This is a genomic window from Aurantimonas sp. Leaf443 (assembly GCF_001425575.1).
Classification (GTDB): domain Bacteria; phylum Pseudomonadota; class Alphaproteobacteria; order Rhizobiales; family Rhizobiaceae; genus Leaf443.
Genome location: NZ_LMRD01000006.1, coordinates 354691 through 373055, shown reverse-complemented (window position 1 = coordinate 373055; position 18365 = coordinate 354691). Strand labels below are relative to the sequence as shown.

Below are 18365 nucleotides of genomic sequence, written 5' to 3'. Positions count from 1 at the left end.
CAAGTAAGTTTTCCGAAGGTCCGGCTCGTTCCGGAGGAAGGGGGAGTCCCCGCACGAACGGCCGCCCGGCGGCCGCCGCCTTCCGCCCGGACGATCACCGATGGCTCGGCGCGTCCTGCCCTTCAGGGCACGGCGCCGCCCGCAGGGAACCAGACCTTCCGATGCAGACCTCCCTTCCGGTCGCGCTTTCCGCGCAGCTCGCCACCGAGAAACGCCTCGAGACGATCGCCAACAACATCGCGAACGCCCGCACCGTCGGGTTCCGCGCCGAGGAGGTGAAGTTCGAGACCTATCTGTCGCGCGCCGACGCCCAGCCCGTGGCCTTCGTCTCCAAGGGCGAGCAGTACATCTCGACGCGGGCCGGAGAGATGACGCAGACCGGCAACGGTTTCGACCTCGCCGTCTCCGGCAACGGCTTCTTCGCCGTGCAGGGGCCGAAGGGCACGGTCTACACCCGCGACGGGCGCATGCAGATGGACGCCGAAGGCACGCTGCGCTCGGTCTCGGGCGACCCGATCCTCGACGTCGGCAACGCCCCCCTGCAGGTGGACCCGACCGCCGGGCCCATCACCGTGGCGCGCGACGGCATGATCACGCAGAACGGCCGCCAGATCGGGGCCGTCGGCCTCTTCGAGATGCCGGCGGGCGCCGACCTCACGCGCGCCGGCCCCTCGGCCGTCGTTCCCGACCGCGCCGCGATCCCGATCGTCGAGTTCACCGACGTGCAGGTGATGCAGGGCTTCGTGGAAGGCTCCAACGTCAACCCGATCCTGGAAATGACGCGGCTCATCGAAGTGCAGCGCGCCTTCGAGAGCGCCGCCAACTTCCTCACCCAGTCCGAGCAGTCGCTCGACCGGGCCGTCGAGGTTCTGGGCTCCAAGTCGTGACGCTGCCGAACGCCTCGCCCGTCCTCTCTGCGCTGGAAGGGCCGCGGATCCGCATCTGCGGCCATATCATCGACGTGTCCGCGCAGGCCTTCCGCGTGGCGGGGCTTTCGCCCTTCCTGCGCCTCGGCGACTGCGTCGTGGCCAAGGGTCCGGCGGGCGAGGAGCTCGGCGAGGTCGTTCGCATCGACGAGACGGCGGCGACCGTGAAGCCCTTCGCGGTGCGCTTCCAGAGCGGGGTGCGCGACGTGGCCTGGCGCATCGGCCCCCTTTCCGTCTCGCCGGCGAGTTCCTGGAAAGGGCGCACGGTCGACGCGTTCGGCCATCCGCGCGACGGGCTCGGGCCCCTCGAGGAGGGCCCGCGCGCCTTCACCGCCGACGCCTCGCCCGACAATGCCATGACGCGCGCCCGGGTGCGCGAGAAGGTGGCGACCGAGGTGCGCGCGATCGACATCTTCACGCCCCTCATCAAGGGCCAGCGCATGGGCATCTTCGCGGGCTCGGGCGTCGGCAAGTCGACGCTGATGGGCATGCTCGCGAAATCCAAGGGGTTCGACACGGTGGTCTGCGCGCTGGTCGGCGAGCGCGGCCGCGAGGTGCGCGAGTTCCTCGAGGAGACGATGGGCGGCAATCTGGAACGCTGCGTCACCGTGGTGGCGACCGGCGACGAGAGCCCGATGATGCGGCGCCTGGCGCCCAAGACGGCGATGGCCATCGCCGAGTTCTTCCGCGACCAGGGCGACGACGTGCTTCTCATCGTGGACAGCGTGACCCGCCTCGCCCATGCCGCGCGCGACGTGGCGCTCGCCGCCGGCGAGCCGCCGGTGGCCAGAGGCTATCCGCCGAGCGTCTTTTCCGAACTCCCGCGCCTTCTGGAACGCGCCGGACCGGGCGCCGAGGGCGCCGGCACGATCACCGGCCTCTTCGCCGTTCTCGTCGACGGCGACGACCACAACGAGCCGATCGCCGACGCCATCCGCGGCACGCTCGACGGCCATATCGTGCTCGACCGCTCGATCGCCGAACAGGGCCGCTTTCCCGCGATCGACGTCCTGAAATCCCTCTCGCGCCTTGCCGAACTCTCCTGGGCGCCGACCGAGCGCGAGCTCGTCACGCGCCTTCGCGCCATGGTCGCCCGCTTCGAGGACACGCGCGACCTGCGCCTTCTCGGCGGCTACCAGAAGGGCGCCGACCCGACGCTCGACCAGGCCGTCCAGCTCGTGCCGCATGTCTACGACGCGCTGGTGCAGGGCCCCTCCGACGCACCGAGCCGCAAGCCCTTCGACGAGATCAGCGCCAAGCTGAAACTGGCGATGACGCCGGCGGCGTGAGGCGACGGGTCAGCGAGGCGTTCCGTCGAGCAGGGGAGCGAACTGTGGCGATCGGCAGAAAGAGCCGGTTCGGTCGGGAAGGAAGCGACCGGAACCCAAAGGACTCGTAGAGCGCCCTACGCCGCTCCACCGCCCGCGCATCGCCGCAATCGAGAATGTCCAGGAGAACGACGGCCAAGCCGATATCGTGCGCGGCACGGGCCATCCGTTCAAGGGCATCGACGAGCAGGTCGCCACCGAATCCGCGCCCCTGGAAACGACGATCGACGCCGATCATCGCGATGAATCCCGCCGGAATGTCGCCATGGCTCGGCCGCGTGCGGGCGTATTTCGCCGGCAGGTCCGCATAGGCGACCGAATGCGCATTCAGCGCATGGAAGCCGATCACCCTCTCGCCCTCGCACAGGACAAAGACGCGCAGATTGTCAGCTCGGGAGAGCTTGCCGGCCGTCGATCGGAAGAAGTTGTCGACGGCATCGACCCCGCTGGAAAAACCGGCGCGATCGTGGCGCTCGCTGTCTAGGGGCTCGATGACGGAGGATCGACGGTCAGCGGCCATTTTCACTTGGCAGCCGGACCCGCCCTGTGTCGTTCGAACGCCGCGCGCAATCTCGCGGTCGGCGCGGCGGGCCTGGCCAATGCTTCGAAGAAGGCGGCGTGATCGACGGCCGACAGCACGGTCTGCTCATGCGCCGCGATCGTCTCGACCGCGGATCTGTAGGCGGCATTTATCGTGAAGGCGGAATCGTCCAGCCCACTCAGTGCCGCCGCCTGCTGGATCGCTCGCTTTATATGCGGCTTGGTGCGGAAGTTCATCCGCACGCTGTTCTTCTCGTCCGCCTGGTTCGGATCTGGTTGGAAATCGGTCATCCTGCCCACCTGTCGCTGAGCTCCAGATGTACGCCCGATCGCCGTACATGCCAACACCCCATGATCACATCGCAGGCACGAACGAAAAACGCCGCCGGTGCCCCGGCGGCGCTCTCCGTCTCTCGCCCCTGGCCGCCGAGACGTCTCAGTTCAGCGTCTTGGCCTTGTCGGTGACCGCGCTGGTCCAGGCGCCTTCGGGCTTCCGGGTGATGACGGGGTCCGAGCCACCGCCCATCAGGACGGCGACGGTGTTCTCGGCCGAGGCCGTGTCGAGCGTGCCGTCGGAGCCGTCGACGAGCTTGACGATCTCGCCGACCATGCGTTTCTGGTGCTCCTCGGTCTGGGCGCCCGTCGTGTCGTTGTCGAGCACGATCCCGGCCGCCTCGTCCGGGTTCTCGGCGGCATAGGCCCAGCCCTTCATCGACGCCTTGACGAACCGGGCGAGCTTGTCGACCATCGCCGCGTCCTTCAGGCTCGGCTCCAGCACGTAGAGCCCGTCCTCCAGCGTCGCCACGCCCTGGTCCTCGTATTTGAAGACGGTGAGTTCCTCGGCCGGAATGCCGGCGTCGATCACCTGCCAGTACTCGTTGTAGGTCATGGTCGAGATGCAGTCGGCCTGCTTCTGGATGAGCGGATCGACGTTGAAGCCCTGCTTGATGACGGTGACGCCCTCCGCGCCGCCCTCGGTCGGCAGCTTCAGCTTCGACATCCAGGACAGGAAGGGATACTCGTTGCCCGAGAACCAGACGCCGAGCGTCTTGCCCTTGAAATCCTGCGGGGCGGCGATGCCGGTGTCCTTGCGGCAGGTCAGTTCCATGCCGGACTTCTTGAACGGCTGGGCGATGTTGACGAGGGGCAGGCCCTTCTCGCGCGCGGCGAGGGCGGCGGGCATCCAGTCGACGATGACGTCGGCGCCGCCGCCCGCGATCACCTGTTCGGGCGCGATGTCCGGCCCGCCGGGCTTGATCGTCACGTCGAGACCGGCCTCGTCGTAATAGCCCTTCTCCTTGGCGACGTAGTAGCCGGCGAACTGGCCCTGCGTGACCCATTTCAGCTGCAGCGTCAGGGCGTCGGCGGCGGAGGCCGGGGCGGCGAAGGCGGTCAGCGCGAGGGCGGTGGCCGAGAGGAGGAACTGCTTCATGCCTGTCTCCTTGGGATGAGGCCTATCGCGCGCGATAGGAGGGATGCCAGAAGGTCACGGACCGCTCGAGCGCGGCAAGGGCGGCGTAGGCGAGAGAGCCGGTGAGCGCGGCCACCGCGATCTCCGCCCAGACCATGTCGGTGTTCATCCGACCGATCTCGGCCGAGATGCGGAAGCCCATGCCGACGATGGGCGTGCCGAAGAACTCCGCGACGATGGCACCGACGAGCGCCAGCGTCGAGTTGATCTTCAGGGCGTTGAAGACGAAGGGCATGGCCGTCGGCAGGCGCAGCTTGACCAGCGTCTGCCCGTAGGAGCCGGCATAGGTGCGCATGAGGTCGCGCTCCATCGCGCCGGCGGCCGACAGGCCCGCCACCGTGTTCACCAGCATCGGGAAGAAGGTCATCACCACGACGACGGCGGCCTTGGATTGCCAGTCGAAGCCGAACCACATGACCATGATGGGCGCGACGCCGATGATCGGCAGCGCCGAGACGAAATTGCCGATGGGCAGGAGGCCGCGCTGCAGGAAGGGCGAGCGGTCGATGAGGATCGCCGCGAGGAAACCCGTGCCGCAGCCGAGCACGTAGCCGGCCAGGACGGCCTTCAGCACCGTCTGGCGGAAGTCGGCCCAGAGGATCGACCCGGAGGTCGCGAGCCGCGCCCCGATGGCGGAGGGCGGCGGCAGGAGGACGGAGGGCACCTGCAGCCCCCGCACGATCACTTCCCACAGGAGAAGGATCGTCAGACCGAAAAGGACGGGCACCGCGAGATCGGCGAGCTTCTGGCGCCCGGCGTCAGGCAGTTTCAGCGCCGAGAGCCGCGCCGTCAGCTGCCAGGAAACGAGCCAGAAGGCGACGGCGAGAAGCCAGAACCCCGCCCCCGTCGCGCCCGAGCGCAGCGAGGCGACGAGCATGAAGGCGGCAAGACCCGTGAGGACGGCGGGAAGGAGGAGCCCCTGCCTGAGGAGCGCGCGACCCGTGTTCATCGCCGCGCCCCCATTCTCTCGAGCACGACGCGTTCCGCCAGCGAAACGAGGGCGACGAGGCCGCCCGCGATGAGCGAGGCGACCGCGAGCGCCGACCAGATCTGGATCGTCTGCCCGTAATAGGAGCCCGCCAGAAGCCGCGCGCCGAGCCCGGCCACCGCCCCCGTCGGCAACTCGCCGACGATCGCCCCGACGAGGGCGGCGGCCACCGCGACCTTCATCGAGGCGAAGAGGAAGGGCACCGCGGCCGGCCAGCGCAGGAGGAGAAGCGTCTGGGGCGGACTGGCATCGTATGAGCGCATGAGGTCGAGATGCATCGCATCGGGCGACCTCAGCCCCTTCACCATGCCGACCGTGACGGGAAAGAACGAGAGATAGGTGGAGATCGCCGCCTTCGGCAGGAGGCCGGTGACGCCGACGGCGTTGAGGACGACGATGATCATCGGCGCGACGGCAAGGATCGGGATGGTCTGGCTGGTGACGATCCAGGGCATCAGGCTCTTGTCGAGCACGGTCGAATGGACGATCGCGACGGCGAGGAGGATGCCGAGCCCCGTGCCGAGGGCGAAGCCCAGAAGGGTGGAGGAAAGCGTCACCTGCGCATGGTGGACGAGGCTGCGCGGCGAGGTCGGCCGCACCTCGAACACGGTCTTCCACACTTCCTGCAGGATCTGGTGCGGCACCGGCAGAACCGGCCGCTCCGCGCTCCAGGTCGCGGCGACGGTCTCTGTCAGGCCGTAGGGCACGCCGGCGCGGTCGAGCTTGGCGGTCTCGGTCTGCCAGTTCATCGGAATGGCGGCGAGATACCAGAGGAGCGCGATGAGGGAGAGGATCGTCAGGACGGGAAGGGTCCGGCCCTCCAGAACACGCCGCCGTCGCGTCGCCCGGCCTTGCCGTCGGACCGGCCCGGGTTCGACGCGTGCCGCCGCGCTCATCGCATTGCCTCCCGGACAGGCGCAGGGCAAGGCGCCGTCTCAATCATAGCCGTGCCCCAGCCTCAGCCCCTCGCGCACGCGGTGGGCGATCTCGAGGAAGCGCGGCGTCTCGCGGATTTCGAGCGGGCGCTCGGCGCCGAGGTCGCAGTCGATGATCTCGTGAATGCGCCCGGGACGCGGGCTCATGACGACGATGCGCGTCGAGAGGAACACCGCCTCGGGGATGGAATGGGTGACGAAGATCACGGTCTTCCGCGTCTTGGCCCATAGCCTCAGCAGCTCTTCGTTGAGCCTGTCGCGAACGATCTCGTCGAGGGCGCCGAAGGGCTCGTCCATCAGGAGAAGCTGCGGGTCGAAGGCGAGCGCGCGGGCGATGGAAGCGCGCTGCTGCATGCCGCCGGAGAGCTGCCAGGGAAACTTGCGGCCGAACCCGGCAAGGCCCACGAGTTCGAGCCCGGCCTCCACGCGGCGGCGGCGCTCGGCCTTGTCGAAGCCCATGATCTCGAGCGGCAGGGCGACGTTCTTCTCGATCGTGCGCCAGGGATAGAGCGCGGCGGCCTGGAACACGTAGCCGTAGGCGCGCGCCCGCCGGGCCGCGTCCGGCGTCATGCCGTTGACGAGGATCGTGCCGCCGGTCGGCTGCTCCAGGTCGGCGATGACGCGCAGGAGCGTCGTCTTCCCGCAGCCGGACGGCCCGATGAAGGAGACGAACTCGCCCTGGCGCACCGTCAGATCGACGTCCTTGAGCGCATGCACCGGCGTGTCGGCGGTGGGAAAGACGAGGTCGAGGCCGCGGGCCTCGATGACCGTATCGCTCATCGGAACGTTGCGCTTCGCAAAGGCCGATTTCGGCCATGGGAGAGAATGCTAGACTGCAGGGCGGGAAACGATGCCGAGGAAGGAGGACATACGATGTCGGAGAGAGCAAGCGCGGGCCGCTGCACGTTGATCCGGCCCGAGGAGACATACGATGGCCGGCAGGGCTTCACGTATCGCGCCGGCATCTCGGCCGAGAGCGCGGGTTCAAGCGGCATCTGCATGCATCTCCTGACCATTCCACCCGGCGGCCGCGCCAAGGCCCATCTCCACGAGAGCCACGAGACCGCGATCTACGTCGTGAGCGGCGTCGCGCAGACCTATTACGGGGAGCGGCTGGAGCACCACGCGGTGACGCGGGCGGGCGACCTCTTCTACATCCCGGCCGGCGTGCCCCACCTGCCCTACAACAGCGGCACGGAGCCTTGCGTCGCCGTGATCGCGCGCACCGATCCGAACGAACAGGAGAGCGTCGTGCTGCGGCCGGACCTGGAATCGCTCGTCACGATCTGAAGGGCGGCGCCCCAGGGACCGGACGGTCAAACTCCGCTCGCCGGAATACCCGTGCGCTCGACCTTGCGCGGCGCGGTGAGATCCTTCCAGGTGGAAAGCGCCTTGTTCACCGGCGCGTTCGGCGCGCGCGCGACGAAGCGGCCGTCGCCCATGGCGGCGCGCACCTCGCCCTTCGCATAGGCGATGGCCCCGCGCGAGAAAGTGACGACCGGCAGGCCCGTCACCTCGATCCCCTCGAAGACGTTGTAGTCGATCGCCGACTTCTGCGTGGCGGCCGAGATGGTCTTGGTCGCGGACGGGTCCCAGACGATCAGGTCTGCGTCGGCGCCCGGCAGGACGGCGCCCTTCTTCGGATACATGTTGAGGATCTTGGCGATGTTCGTCGAGGTGACGGCGACGAACTCGTTCATCGTCAGGCGGCCGGTGACGACGCCCTTCGTCCACAGGACGGAGAGCCGGTCCTCCAGCCCGCCCGTACCGTTGGGAATCTTGGTGAAATCGCCGACCCCGTTGCGCTTCTGAGCGGTGGTGAAGGCGCAATGGTCGGTCGCAACCACCTGCAGCGAGCCGGAGGCAAGGCCCGCCCAGAGCGAATCCTGATGCTGCCTGTTCCTGAAGGGCGGGCTCATCACGCGACGGGCGGCATGGTCCCAGTCGCGGTTGAAATATTCGCTCTCGTCGAGCGTCAGATGCTGGATCAGCGGTTCGCCGAAGACGCGCATGCCCTTCTGGCGGGCGCGGCGGATGGCCTCGTGGCTCTCCTCGCAGGACGTGTGCACGACGTAGAGCGGCACGCCCGCCTGGTCGGCGATCATGATGGCGCGGTTGGTCGCCTCGCCTTCGACGGCCGGCGGACGCGAATAGGCATGGGCCTCCGGCCCGTCATTGCCCTCGGCCAACAGCTTCTGCTGCAGCGAGGCGACGACGTCGCCGTTCTCGGCATGGACGAGCGGCAGCGCGCCGATCTCGGCGCAGCGCTGGAACGAGGCGAACATCTCGTCGTCGTTCACCATCAGGGCCCCTTTGTAGGCCATGAAATGCTTGAAGGAGTTGATGCCCTGCGACACGACCTGCGGCATCTCCTCGAAGACCTGCCGGCCCCACCAGGTGATCGCCATGTGGAAGGAATAGTCGGCCCGCGCCTTGCCGGCCTTCTGGTGCCAGACCTGCAGGGCGTCGAGAAGGCTCTGGCCGGGATCGGGCAGGCAGAAATCGACGGTCATCGTGGTGCCGCCGGCCAGCGCCGCCGCCGTGCCGGTGTCGAAGTCGTCGGCCGAGAACGTGCCCATGAAGGGCATTTCCATATGGGTGTGCGGGTCGATGCCGCCGGGCATGACATAGGCGCCGGAGGCGTCCACCACCTCGTCGCCCGACAGGTCCGGTCCGACCGCGACGATCGATCCGCCGTCGATCAGGACATCGGCGCGATAGGTGAGATCGGCGGTGACGACGGTGCCGCCCTTGATCACGATGGTCATGGTCGCGTGTCCCTATTTCGGATCATCGAAGACGAGATATCGATCGAGGCCGGTGATCGTTATCAAGGCGAGCTCCAGCTGCAGCAGTTCCTCGTGGCTTGCCGAGCCAATGCGTTGTCCGATTCCGTCCTTGCGAACCGGACTGAGCTTGTCGATCATCGCTTCGGACCGATGCTGGAGCCCGTTCTGTAGCGAAGGATGGAGGACCGGGCGGAAGAACCGGGCCTCTGATGGAAAGGTCGTGAGAGGGCAGAGAAGAAGCGTGCGGTGCGCATCGTTATATTCGTCGGCCTGCATGACGACGGCCGGCCGAGGCTTCTTCAAATCGCCGGGAAACGTCGCCGTCACGAAGTCTCCACGCCTGAACGTCATAGATCATCCCAGGATTCGGCTGCCACACCCGCGCACCATTCCAGAACGCGATCCTCGACGTCGGCGATCGCTGCGCTGCGCGCTTGGAGTGCGGCCTCCTGGCGATAATGCGGAGCGTTCTTCGCCGCGCGCCACGACGCGACGGAGGAGATGTTCGGCCGCTCCGCCGCGATTTTCCTACTCCCGACCTCGACCATCTCGTAACTCCTCCGACGCGATCGACTTCGAACGCCCCCGACCCTACGCCTCGATCCCCGCCGTCTCCACCACCGCGCGCAGGAGCACGTTCGCACCCGCCGCGGCCCACTCCTTCGTGATCGCCTCGGCCTCGTTGTGCGACAGGCCGTCGACGCAGGGGCACATGACCATGGCGGTGGGAGCGACGCGGTTGATCCAGCAGGCGTCGTGGCCGGCGCCCGAGACGATGTCGCGATGCGAGTAGCCGAGCTCCTCGGCCGCCCTGCGGATCGCGGCGACACAGGTCTCGTCGAAGGTGACGGGGTCGAAATGGCCGACCTCCTCCACCGAGACGTCCACGTCCAGCGCCTCGGCGATCGTGTCGATGCCGTCCTCGATGCGCTCGCGCATCTCGTCGAGCACCGCCTTGTCGGGCGAGCGGATGTCGATGGTGAAGGTGCAGCGGCCGGGAATGATGTTGCGCGAGTTGGGATGGACGTCCATCTGGCCGACCGTGCCGACCGCGTTCGGCTGGTAGTCCATCGCCACTTCGTGGACGAGCTCGATCACCCGCGCCATGCCGAGCCCGGCATTGCGGCGCTTCCACATCGGGGTGGAGCCGGTATGGCTCTCCTTGCCGGTGAGCGTCACCTCCAGCCAGTAGAGCCCCTGCCCGTGCGTGACGACGCCGATATCGATGCCCTCGTCCTCCAGGATCGGCCCCTGCTCGATATGCAGCTCGAAGAAGGCCGCGATCTTGCGGGCGCCGACGGGCTCCTCGCCCTCCCAGCCGATGCGCTTCAGCTCGTCGCCGAAGCGCTTGCCGGAGGCGTCCCGGCGCGCCTTGGCCCAGTCCTCCTCGTGGAGGCCGGCGAAGACGCCGGAGGCCAGCATGGCGGGGGCGAAGCGGGTGCCCTCCTCGTTGGTCCAGTTGACCACGACGATCGGGCGGCGCGTGCGGATGTTGAGGTCGTTCAGCGTGCGCAGGAGTTCCAGACCGCCGAGCACGCCGAGCACGCCGTCGTACTTGCCGCCCGTCGGCTGCGTGTCGAGATGGCTGCCGACATAGACCGGGTCCGCCTGCGGGTCCGCGCCCTCGCGGCGGGCGAACATGTTGCCCATCGTGTCCAGCCCCATCGTGGCGCCCGCCGCCTCGCACCAGCGCTTGAAGAGATGGCGCCCCTCGCCGTCGGCGTCCGTCAGCGTCTGGCGGTTGTTGCCGCCGGCCACGCCCGGCCCGATCTTCGCCATCTCCTCCAGGCTGTCCCAAAGGCGGTCGGCGTCGATCTGGAGATTGGAGGTCGGGCTCATGCGCGGCGAAGGCTCCTGCGGGAATGGGAGGCGTTGCGGACGGAAAGGGCCGAACGCCCTCTTCAGTCGAGCGAGGAGAGAACCTCGCGCAGGCAGTCGACGATCTCGCCGATCTGTCCTTCCGAGACCATCAGCGGCGGCGAGAGCGCGATGATGTCGCCGGTGGTGCGGATGAGCACGCCCTTCTCGTAGGCCTTGAGGAAGGCGGAGAAGGCGCGCTTGGTCGGCTGGCCGGGGAAAGGCTCCATCTCCACCGCGCCGATGAGGCCGATGGTGCGGATGTCGATGACGTGGCGCGTGCCCTTCAGGGAGTGGATCGCCTGCGCCCAGACCGGTTCCAGCGCCTTGGCGCGCTCGAAGAGCCCATCCTCCTTGTAGGTCTCGAGCGTCGCGAGGCCCGCCGCGGCGGCGATCGGATTGCCCGAATAGGTATAGCCGTGGGCGAACTCGATGAGATGCTCGGGGCCGTTCATGAAGGCCTCGTAGATCTCGTCCTTCACGAAGACCGCGCCCATGGGAATGACGCCGTTGGTCAGGCCCTTGGCCGTCACCATGATGTCGGGCGTCACGCCGAAATAGTCGGCGGCGAACGCCGTGCCCATGCGTCCGTAGCCGGTGATGACCTCGTCGAAGATGAGGAGGATGCCGTGCTGGTCGCAGATCTCGCGAAGGCGCTTGAGATAGCCCTTCGGCGGCGGCAGGACGCCCGTCGAGCCCGAGACCGGCTCCACGATGACCGCCGCGATCGTCGAGGGGTCGTGGAGCGTGGCGATGCGCAGGAGGTCGTCGGCAAGCTCCGCCCCATGCTCCAGCTCGCCCGCCGGATAGGGGTTGCGGGCGGGATCGTGCGTGTGGCGCATGTGGTCGACGCCGGTCAGCAGCGTGCCGAACATCTTGCGGTTGCCCACGATGCCGCCGACGGAGATGCCGCCGAAATTGACCCCGTGATAGCCGCGCTCGCGCCCGATCAGGCGGAAGCGCGCGCCCTCGCCCTTCACCCGCTGATAGGCGAGCGCGATCTTCAGCGCGGTGTCGACCGATTCGGAGCCGGAATTGGTGAAGAAGACGTGGTCGAGGCCGGTGGGCGCCAGGGCCGCGAGCCGCGAGGCGAGCTCGAAGGCCTTGGGATGGCCCATCTGGAAGGCCGGCGCATAGTCGAGCTCGGCGGCCTGGGCGGCGATCGCCTCGGTGATCTTCGGGCGGCAATGGCCGGCATTCACGCACCAGAGCCCGGCCGTCCCGTCCAGCACCTGGCGGCCCTCGGCGGTCACGTAGTGCATGTCCTTCGCGCCCACGAACATGCGCGGCGCCTGCTTGAACTGCCGGTTCGCGGAGAACGGCATCCAGAAGGCTTCGAGATTGTTGGGGCTGATCGGCGTCTGGGTGTTCATCGAGCGCTCGCCTGCCAGCGTTCTGGGCCGACGCCCCGGGACGCGTGAATTATTGACTGATTGGTCAAATGCGACGCTAGTTTCACTTCGCCGGACGGTCAAGCGCGGGACGAGGCCGCGCCGACGGGACGAGCGCCCTAGCGATGCGCGAGAGAGGACAAGAGGATGGACCAGAAGGTCGAGGCGGCGGGCGAGACGGGCGCCACCCGGATCCAGACGCAGAACCGCCAGATCATCCTGGAGGCGGCGCTCGAGGTCTTCGCGGTGAACGGCTTGCGCGGCTCGACGCTCGACGACATCGCCGCGCGCGCCGGCATGTCGAAGCCGAACCTCCTCTACTACTTCCCCCGCAAGCGCGAGATCTACGCCGCCGTCCTCGAACGCACGCTCGCCGAATGGCTGGACCCTTTCGCGGCCATCGATCCCACGGGCGACCCGGTGGAGGAACTGCGGCGCTACATCACCTGCAAGCTCGCCCACGCCGCCGCCCGCCCGGCCGCCTCGCGCCTCTTCGCCAACGAGATCCTCTCCGGCGCGCCCGTCATCGGCGGCTTCCTGGCGACGGTGCTCAAGCCCATGGTCGACGAGAAGGCCGCGATCATCCGGCGCTGGGTCGTGGAGGGCCGCCTCGCGCCCGTCGACCCCTATCACCTCATCTTCGCCATCTGGGCGACGACGCAGCACTATGCCGACTTCGACCTCCAGGTGCGGGCCGTGCTCGGCGGGCAGGTCGACCGGCAGGGCTTCCGCGAGCAGAGCGCGCAGGCGGTGCTGACGATCATCCTGAACGGCGTGAAGCCGCGCGAGCCCTTGCGCTGACCGTTGGAGCAGCCGTCGCCCCGCCCGCGCGAAAGCGATTGCGCCGCCGCCCTGCCCGGCCGATGATCGCGCGGGGCATCGAGCGCCGGCTTTGACGCCGGCGCCAGGCAGGAGGACCCATGGCCAAGCTGATCGTACTCTACAAGCATCCGAAGGACGCCGCGGCGTTCGACGCCTACTATGCCGAAACGCATATTCCGCTGGCCAACCTGATCCCGGGCCTGCGCCAGTACGAGATCACCGAGGGCGCGGTCGTCTCGCCCGACGGGACGAGCCCCTACCACCTCGTCGCCGTCCTCACCTTCGACAGTCTGGCCGATCTCGAGAAGGGCCTCGCCTCGCCCGAAGGCAAGGCGGCCGCGGGCGATCTCGGCAACTTCGCCGATGGCGGCGTGGAACTCCTGATGTCGGAGACGCGCGAGGTCTGAGCGCGCACGGCAGACTGTCCGGCGGGCCCGACGGGCGGCCGGACGGGCCGCTCAGCCCGCCGCGCGGCTCGCCTTGCGGCCGGTCAGGGCCGGAGCGAACTTCGCCGGCCACTGCGTCTCGATCTCCGCCAGCATCACCGCGAGGTCGCCTGCCGGGCGCGGGCGCGAGAAGAAGTAGCCCTGCATCTGGTGGCACCCTTCGGCATGCAGCATGCGCATCTGCTGCGCCGTCTCCACGCCCTCGGCCACCACGGCCAGATTCAAGGCCTTGGAGAGGCCGATGATCGCGCGGATGATGGCGATGTTCTCGGCGCGGTCGATCTCGCGCACGAAGGACTGGTCGATCTTCAGGCGATCGAACGGGAAGCGGCTGAGATAGCCGAGCGAGGAATAGCCGGTTCCGAAATCGTCCATCGAGATCGACAGGCCCATGCGGTGGAACTCGCCGAGGATCGAAAGGACGCGGTCGCTGTCGTCGAGGAAGATCGATTCCGTCACCTCGATATGCAGCCGCGCCGGGGCGAGCTGCGACCGGCGCAGCGCCTGCCCGACATCGGCGACGAGGCCGGGATTGCGGAACTGGACCGGCGAGAGATTGACCGCGATCTTGAGGTCGCGCGGCCAGTGGGCGGCCTGCCGGCAGGCGTTCTCGAGCGCGTAGGCGCCGAGCTTGTCGATGAGCCCCGTCTCCTCGGCGAGCGGCACGAAGACGCCCGGCGAGACGAAGCCGTGCACCGGGTGGTTCCAGCGCATCAGCGCCTCGAAACCCGAGACCGAGCGCGTGCCGGTGTCGACCAGCGGCTGGTAGTAGAGTTCGAGCTGCTCCTCGCGCAGCGCCGTCTCCAGATCGTATTCCATCTCGCGGCGTTGTTCGATGCGCTGGCGCATCTCCGGCTGGAAGATGCGCAGCGTCGAGCGCTTGGTCTCCTTGGTCTGCTGCAGCGCCAGGTCGCAGTCCTGCAGGAGGCGCTCGGTGGTGAGGTCCGGGGCCCGCTTGGCGCCGGGAAGATGCACGAGCCCGACGGAGAGGCTGACGGGAATGCGCCGTCCGTCGATCTCGAATGCGTCCGCGGCGATGTCGGCGACGGCGCGGGCGATCTGCTCGGCCTCGGCCGCCGTCTTCGTGCCGGGCGTTAGGACGCCGAAACAGTCGCTGCCCAGGCGCGCCACGGTCGCCTTGCCGCCCGCCGCCTTGACCAGCCGGGCGGCGACGCGCCGCAGCACCTCGTCGCCCACGCCATGGCCGTGCGTCTCGTTGATCGACCTCAGGCCGAGAAGGTCGCCGACGCAGATCGACAGCGGCGTGCGCCCCTTGGCGATCAGCTCGTCGCCGGCCTCGCAGAAGGTCCGCTTGTTGGGCAGTCCCGTCAGCGTGTCGTAGCCGGCGAGATAGACGAGCCGGTCGAAGGAGCGCTGGCGCTCGGTGATGTTCTCGAAGGTCACGAGGAGCTTGTCGCCCGGCATGCCCCGCCGCTTGACCTCCATCACCTCGCCGGTGCGCGTCTTGAGGAGCTGGGAGGACTTCTCCTCCGGCCGCAGCGGCCGAAGCAGGCCCGGCTCGGGCATCAGCGCGCGGGCCGAGGCGCCCGGCTCGCAGGGGCCGAACTGCGCCACGAACTCGTCGTTGCAGATGATGATCGTGCGGTCGGCCGCCAGCATGCAGATCGCCTGGGGCATGTTGTTCAGGGCGCATTCGAACTGCGTCTGCTTGTCGGCGAGGAGGACGTCCATGTCGCTCGCCTGGCTGTCCATCAGCTCCTCGAGCTGACGGCAGTGGATCTGCACGTCCTTCAGCGCCTCGACGAGGCCGCGCACCTCGACGGGCGCCTGGGGCAGGACGATGTCGGCCGGGGCCCCTTCCGCCAGCGAGCGCGCCAGCGTCTGCACGCGGCCGAGCGAGGAGCGGATGGTGCGCGAGAGGAAGAGCGCGAAGCCGAGCCCCGCCGCGCCGACGACGCCGAGGCCGAAGAAGTTGCGCAAGGTCGCCTGCCGCGCCTCGATGGAGGCCTGCGAGCGCAGTTCCGCCAGCCCCTCGCGCGTGCCGACGATGGCCGAGTCCAGCCCGACGCCGAGTTCGGCGAGCTCGCGCATCGCCATGCGGCGGCTGATATTGCCCTGCGAGCCCTGGAGGACGCTGACCTTGTAGAGGATGCGCTGGGTCTGGTCGCGCACCGAGCCGGCGATGTCGGCGCCCATGGCGTCGCGAAGGCCGAGCGTGATGGCGGCGAGGCCGACGTTGAACTCGAGCGCCTCGCGCTCGTCGAGCGGCTGGCCCATCTCGGTCTGATGCATGGCGAGCCCGGTCGAGATCGCCATCTGCAGGCGCGACAGGCGCGTCTCGGCGGACTGGAAGTGGCCGAGGGGGTCGACGCCGTCTTCGTAGAGCTTCCGCGCGAGGTCGAGCGAGCTCATCTGCGACTGATGCGACATCAGAACGAAGACGACTGCCGTGGACGCGAAGAACACGCTTCCGGCGAAAAGCTTGAAGTTGATGGACATCCGGACGGTTCTCGGCGTCGCCCCCAAAGAGGAGCGGGTTCACTCGAAGAGCAAATTGAACCGTTGTTCTTATGAAGCCGTTACCACAACCGTCCGCACGTGCGGCGAATTTGCGGCGCTATACCCGGAAAGGCCAGATTCGGCCCGGTAAGCCGGGCCGAAAAGCGGCGGGATCGTGACAACCGTTGCATGAAACGTGACAGTAGAATGACGGTTCTACTCGGCCGCATCGGGAAGGCGCACGGGCTCGGGCGCGAACTGCAACGTCTCGCGGCGCATCGGATTGTTCGCGTGGACAGTCCAGTTCGAATAATCATCCGGAATAGGCTTGCCCGTGCGCGGATCGACGCCGGAAATCTGTTCCATTGTGATACAGTCTTGCACGGGGCAGACATTTACGCAGAGGTTGCAGCCGACGCATTCCTCGTCGATCACCTCGAAATGCCGGATCCCGTCGACCTGGCTGGTGATCGCCTGATGCGACGTGTCCTCGCAGGCGATGTGGCAGCGGCCGCACTGGATGCACAGGTCCTGATCGATTCGGGCCTTGGTCACGTAGTTGAGGTTCAGATACTGCCAGTCGGTGACGTTGGGCGCCGCGCGGCCGCGGAAGTCCTCGATCGTGGCGTAGCCCTTCTCGTCCATCCAGTCCGACAGGCCGGACGCCATCTCCTGCACGACCCTGAACCCGTAGGTCATGGCGGCCGTGCAGACCTGCACCGTGCCGCAGCCGAGCGCTATGAACTCGGCCGCGTCCCGCCAGGTGGTGATGCCGCCGATCCCCGACATGGGCATGCCCCGCGTCTCGGCGTCGCGCGCGATCTCGGCCACCATGTTGAGCGCGATCGGCTTCACCGCGGGGCCGCAATAGCCGCCATGGCTGCCCTTGCCGTCGATGGTGGGCGTCGGCGCGAAATTGTCGAGGTCGATCGAGACGATGGAGGAGATCGTGTTGATGAGCGAGACGGCGTCCGCCCCGCCGCGCCTGGCGGCGCGGGCGGGATAGCGGATGTCGGTGATGTTGGGCGTGAGCTTGACGATCACCGGCAGGCGCGAGTGCTGCTTGCACCAGCGCGCGACCATCTCGATATATTCTGGAACCTGCCCGACCGCCGAACCCATGCCGCGCTCGCTCATGCCGTGCGGACAGCCGAAGTTCAGCTCGACGCCGTCCGCGCCCGTCTCCTCCACGACCTGCAGGATCGACTGCCAGCTCTTCTCCTCGCAGGGCACCATCAGCGAGACGATCATCGCCCGGTCCGGCCAGTTGCGCTTCACGCGCGCGATCTCCTCGAGATTGGTCTCGAGCGCGCGATCGGTGATGAGCTCGATATTGTTGAGCCCGAGGAGCCGCCGGTCCGGCCCGTGGATGGCGCCGTAGCGCGGGCCGTTGACGTTGACGACCGGGTCGCCCTCGCCGAGCGTCTTCCAGACCACGCCGCCCCACCCCGCCTCGAAGGCGCGCTGGACGTTGTATTCCTTGTCGGTCGGCGGAGCGGAGGCGAGCCAGAACGGGTTCGGGGAGGAGATGCCGAGGAAGCTCGTCGCGAGGTTCGCCATGGGTTCAGCCTTTCGTCGCGGGAACGCGGAAGATCATTTCGACGGGCGCGAGCGTGCCGGCGTCGATCGCGGAGATCATGTTGGCGCTCTTCTCCCGGATGGTCGGGCCCATCAGGAGATGCAGCCCGAGCGCTGGCGCCGCCGCCTTCGCCTGGGCCTTCAGCGCGGCGAAGAAGGCGAGCGCCCGCTCGCGGTGGACCGACTCGCGAAGGAGCGTGAATCCTGCCGCCTCGCCATGGCGGCGGTAGTGCGCGGGCGGGGCGAGATGAGACAGGTCGGCCGTCTCCGCCCAGGGCACCGGATAGGTCGGTGCGCCCTCGCCGGTCAGCATCACGTCGTAGACGGCGAAGGTGCCGCCCGGCTTCAGGACGCGGTAGGCCTGCGAGAAGAGCGCCGCCTTGTCGGGAATGTTCATGCCGACATGCAGGAGAAGCGCCAGATCGAAACGGTCGGCCTCGAAGGGAAGGTCGAGGGCGCTGGCGACCTCGAAGCGCGTGCGATCGGCGAGCCCGACCATGGCGCTCAGCGCGCGGGCCGTCTCCACGAAGTCCGGCGTCAGATCGACCCCCGTCACGTCGCCGGCGCCGCGAAGCGCGAGCGCGCGGGCCGGACCGCCGATGCCGCAGCCGATGTCGAGGACGGAGAGACCGGGCGGGAGATCGAGGCCATCGAGAAGCGCCTGCGTCGCCGCGCCGCCGCCGATGTGGAACTCGTCCACCGGCCGAAGGTCGGCCGGCGTCAGCCGGTCGAGATCGAGACCTGCGGCGGCAAGGCCGTCGCGAATGCGGTCCAGAACGCCGAACCCGGCGTAATGGCGCCTGACCCCGTCCTCCACACCGGCCACGACGATCT

The 18365-nt window shown here is 68.2% G+C and carries 19 protein-coding genes; 5 read left to right on the top strand and 14 right to left on the bottom strand.

The window, feature by feature from the left end; all coding sequences use genetic code 11:
- The first annotated feature begins 161 nt into the window (after positions 1-161).
- Together flgF and fliI are read left to right on the top strand one after the other, a co-directional pair.
- Complete coding sequence (gene flgF, locus ASG48_RS18740) at positions 162-887, top strand: flagellar basal-body rod protein FlgF (protein ID WP_055846881.1); 726 nt, start codon at positions 162-164, stop codon at positions 885-887.
- Positions 884-2215 (top strand): flagellar protein export ATPase FliI, encoded by a 1332-nt coding sequence (gene fliI / locus ASG48_RS18735; protein ID WP_244486783.1) that lies wholly within the window; start codon positions 884-886, stop codon positions 2213-2215. The genes flgF and fliI overlap by 4 nt, the downstream gene beginning before the upstream one ends.
- Here fliI and ASG48_RS06405 read toward each other — a convergent pair.
- The 6 genes from ASG48_RS06405 to ASG48_RS06380 all read right to left on the bottom strand — a co-directional run bounded on the left by ASG48_RS06405 (position 2175) and on the right by ASG48_RS06380 (position 6968).
- The gene (locus ASG48_RS06405; protein ID WP_055846879.1) at positions 2175-2774 is read right to left on the bottom strand and encodes a GNAT family N-acetyltransferase; all 600 of its coding nucleotides are present in this window, start codon (positions 2772-2774) and stop codon (positions 2175-2177) included. The genes fliI and ASG48_RS06405 overlap by 41 nt on opposite strands.
- Positions 2775-2776: 2 nt before the next feature.
- On the bottom strand, positions 2777-3085 hold the full coding sequence (locus ASG48_RS06400) for a DUF1778 domain-containing protein (RefSeq protein ID WP_055846876.1): 309 nt from the start codon (positions 3083-3085) through the stop codon (positions 2777-2779).
- 145 nt (positions 3086-3230) lie between these two features.
- Positions 3231-4226 (bottom strand): ABC transporter substrate-binding protein, encoded by a 996-nt coding sequence (locus ASG48_RS06395; RefSeq protein WP_055846873.1) that lies wholly within the window; start codon positions 4224-4226, stop codon positions 3231-3233.
- 22 nt (positions 4227-4248) lie between these two features.
- Entirely contained in the window at positions 4249-5214 is a 966-nt protein-coding gene (locus ASG48_RS06390) for an ABC transporter permease (protein WP_055846870.1), read from the bottom strand.
- Positions 5211-6149, bottom strand: a complete 939-nt coding sequence (locus ASG48_RS06385; RefSeq protein ID WP_082529282.1) for an ABC transporter permease subunit — start codon at positions 6147-6149, stop codon at positions 5211-5213. The genes ASG48_RS06390 and ASG48_RS06385 overlap by 4 nt, the downstream gene beginning before the upstream one ends.
- A 39-nt stretch (positions 6150-6188) precedes the next feature.
- Positions 6189-6968 carry an ABC transporter ATP-binding protein gene (locus ASG48_RS06380; protein WP_055846867.1) on the bottom strand — a complete coding sequence of 260 codons (780 nt, stop codon included), beginning with the start codon at positions 6966-6968 and terminating at the stop codon, positions 6189-6191.
- A 93-nt stretch (positions 6969-7061) separates the two neighbouring features.
- Here ASG48_RS06380 and ASG48_RS06375 point away from each other — a divergent pair, with 93 nt between their 5' ends.
- Positions 7062-7478 carry a cupin domain-containing protein gene (locus ASG48_RS06375; RefSeq protein WP_055846863.1) on the top strand — a complete coding sequence of 139 codons (417 nt, stop codon included), beginning with the start codon at positions 7062-7064 and terminating at the stop codon, positions 7476-7478.
- A 26-nt stretch (positions 7479-7504) separates the two neighbouring features.
- Here the strand turns inward: ASG48_RS06375 and hydA are convergent, their stop codons facing one another.
- From hydA to ASG48_RS06350, 5 genes are all read right to left on the bottom strand, one after another.
- The gene (gene hydA / locus ASG48_RS06370) at positions 7505-8956 is read right to left on the bottom strand and encodes a dihydropyrimidinase (protein WP_055846861.1); all 1452 of its coding nucleotides are present in this window, start codon (positions 8954-8956) and stop codon (positions 7505-7507) included.
- A gap of 12 nt (positions 8957-8968) precedes the next feature.
- Positions 8969-9328, bottom strand: a complete 360-nt coding sequence (locus ASG48_RS06365) for a type II toxin-antitoxin system PemK/MazF family toxin (protein WP_082529281.1) — start codon at positions 9326-9328, stop codon at positions 8969-8971.
- Positions 9325-9525 carry a hypothetical protein gene (locus ASG48_RS06360; protein ID WP_055846856.1) on the bottom strand — a complete coding sequence of 67 codons (201 nt, stop codon included), beginning with the start codon at positions 9523-9525 and terminating at the stop codon, positions 9325-9327. Before ASG48_RS06360 ends, ASG48_RS06365 begins: the two co-directional genes overlap by 4 nt.
- A 43-nt stretch (positions 9526-9568) precedes the next feature.
- Entirely contained in the window at positions 9569-10816 is a 1248-nt protein-coding gene (locus tag ASG48_RS06355; RefSeq protein ID WP_055846853.1) for a Zn-dependent hydrolase, read from the bottom strand.
- 62 nt (positions 10817-10878) lie between these two features.
- Entirely contained in the window at positions 10879-12207 is a 1329-nt protein-coding gene (locus ASG48_RS06350; protein WP_055846850.1) for an aspartate aminotransferase family protein, read from the bottom strand.
- A 165-nt stretch (positions 12208-12372) separates the two neighbouring features.
- Here ASG48_RS06350 and ASG48_RS06345 point away from each other — a divergent pair, with 165 nt between their 5' ends.
- Entirely contained in the window at positions 12373-13026 is a 654-nt protein-coding gene (locus ASG48_RS06345; protein ID WP_055846848.1) for a TetR family transcriptional regulator C-terminal domain-containing protein, read from the top strand.
- A gap of 119 nt (positions 13027-13145) precedes the next feature.
- Positions 13146-13454 carry an EthD family reductase gene (locus ASG48_RS06340; RefSeq protein WP_055846844.1) on the top strand — a complete coding sequence of 103 codons (309 nt, stop codon included), beginning with the start codon at positions 13146-13148 and terminating at the stop codon, positions 13452-13454.
- Positions 13455-13505: 51 nt separating this feature from the next.
- On the opposite strand, the gene ASG48_RS06335 is transcribed toward ASG48_RS06340, so the two are convergent.
- From ASG48_RS06335 to ASG48_RS06325, 3 genes are all read right to left on the bottom strand, one after another.
- Positions 13506-15953, bottom strand: a complete 2448-nt coding sequence (locus ASG48_RS06335) for an EAL domain-containing protein (protein ID WP_055846841.1) — start codon at positions 15951-15953, stop codon at positions 13506-13508.
- A gap of 216 nt (positions 15954-16169) precedes the next feature.
- Positions 16170-17513 carry an NAD-dependent dihydropyrimidine dehydrogenase subunit PreA gene (gene preA, locus ASG48_RS06330; RefSeq protein WP_055846839.1) on the bottom strand — a complete coding sequence of 448 codons (1344 nt, stop codon included), beginning with the start codon at positions 17511-17513 and terminating at the stop codon, positions 16170-16172.
- A gap of 4 nt (positions 17514-17517) precedes the next feature.
- Positions 17518-18357 carry a class I SAM-dependent methyltransferase gene (locus tag ASG48_RS06325; protein ID WP_162243906.1) on the bottom strand — a complete coding sequence of 280 codons (840 nt, stop codon included), beginning with the start codon at positions 18355-18357 and terminating at the stop codon, positions 17518-17520.
- Positions 18358-18365 lie beyond the last annotated feature (8 nt).

What these genes read in the sequence shown, in the direction of transcription:
- flgF (WP_055846881.1), top strand. Translation starts at nt 162, where the DNA reads ATGCAGACCTCCCTTCCGGTCGCGCTTTCCGCGCAGCTCGCCACCGAG.
- ASG48_RS06405 (WP_055846879.1), bottom strand. Translation starts at nt 2,774, where the DNA reads ATGGCCGCTGACCGTCGATCCTCCGTCATCGAGCCCCTAGACAGCGAG.
- ASG48_RS06400 (WP_055846876.1), bottom strand. Translation starts at nt 3,085, where the DNA reads ATGACCGATTTCCAACCAGATCCGAACCAGGCGGACGAGAAGAACAGC.
- ASG48_RS06395 (WP_055846873.1), bottom strand. Translation starts at nt 4,226, where the DNA reads ATGAAGCAGTTCCTCCTCTCGGCCACCGCCCTCGCGCTGACCGCCTTC.
- ASG48_RS06390 (WP_055846870.1), bottom strand. Translation starts at nt 5,214, where the DNA reads ATGAACACGGGTCGCGCGCTCCTCAGGCAGGGGCTCCTCCTTCCCGCC.
- ASG48_RS06385 (WP_082529282.1), bottom strand. Translation starts at nt 6,149, where the DNA reads ATGAGCGCGGCGGCACGCGTCGAACCCGGGCCGGTCCGACGGCAAGGC.
- ASG48_RS06380 (WP_055846867.1), bottom strand. Translation starts at nt 6,968, where the DNA reads ATGAGCGATACGGTCATCGAGGCCCGCGGCCTCGACCTCGTCTTTCCC.
- ASG48_RS06375 (WP_055846863.1), top strand. Translation starts at nt 7,062, where the DNA reads ATGTCGGAGAGAGCAAGCGCGGGCCGCTGCACGTTGATCCGGCCCGAG.
- hydA (WP_055846861.1), bottom strand. Translation starts at nt 8,956, where the DNA reads ATGACCATCGTGATCAAGGGCGGCACCGTCGTCACCGCCGATCTCACC.
- ASG48_RS06365 (WP_082529281.1), bottom strand. Translation starts at nt 9,328, where the DNA reads ATGACGTTCAGGCGTGGAGACTTCGTGACGGCGACGTTTCCCGGCGAT.
- ASG48_RS06360 (WP_055846856.1), bottom strand. Translation starts at nt 9,525, where the DNA reads ATGGTCGAGGTCGGGAGTAGGAAAATCGCGGCGGAGCGGCCGAACATC.
- ASG48_RS06355 (WP_055846853.1), bottom strand. Translation starts at nt 10,816, where the DNA reads ATGAGCCCGACCTCCAATCTCCAGATCGACGCCGACCGCCTTTGGGAC.
- ASG48_RS06350 (WP_055846850.1), bottom strand. Translation starts at nt 12,207, where the DNA reads ATGAACACCCAGACGCCGATCAGCCCCAACAATCTCGAAGCCTTCTGG.
- ASG48_RS06345 (WP_055846848.1), top strand. Translation starts at nt 12,373, where the DNA reads ATGGACCAGAAGGTCGAGGCGGCGGGCGAGACGGGCGCCACCCGGATC.
- ASG48_RS06340 (WP_055846844.1), top strand. Translation starts at nt 13,146, where the DNA reads ATGGCCAAGCTGATCGTACTCTACAAGCATCCGAAGGACGCCGCGGCG.
- ASG48_RS06335 (WP_055846841.1), bottom strand. Translation starts at nt 15,953, where the DNA reads ATGTCCATCAACTTCAAGCTTTTCGCCGGAAGCGTGTTCTTCGCGTCC.
- preA (WP_055846839.1), bottom strand. Translation starts at nt 17,513, where the DNA reads ATGGCGAACCTCGCGACGAGCTTCCTCGGCATCTCCTCCCCGAACCCG.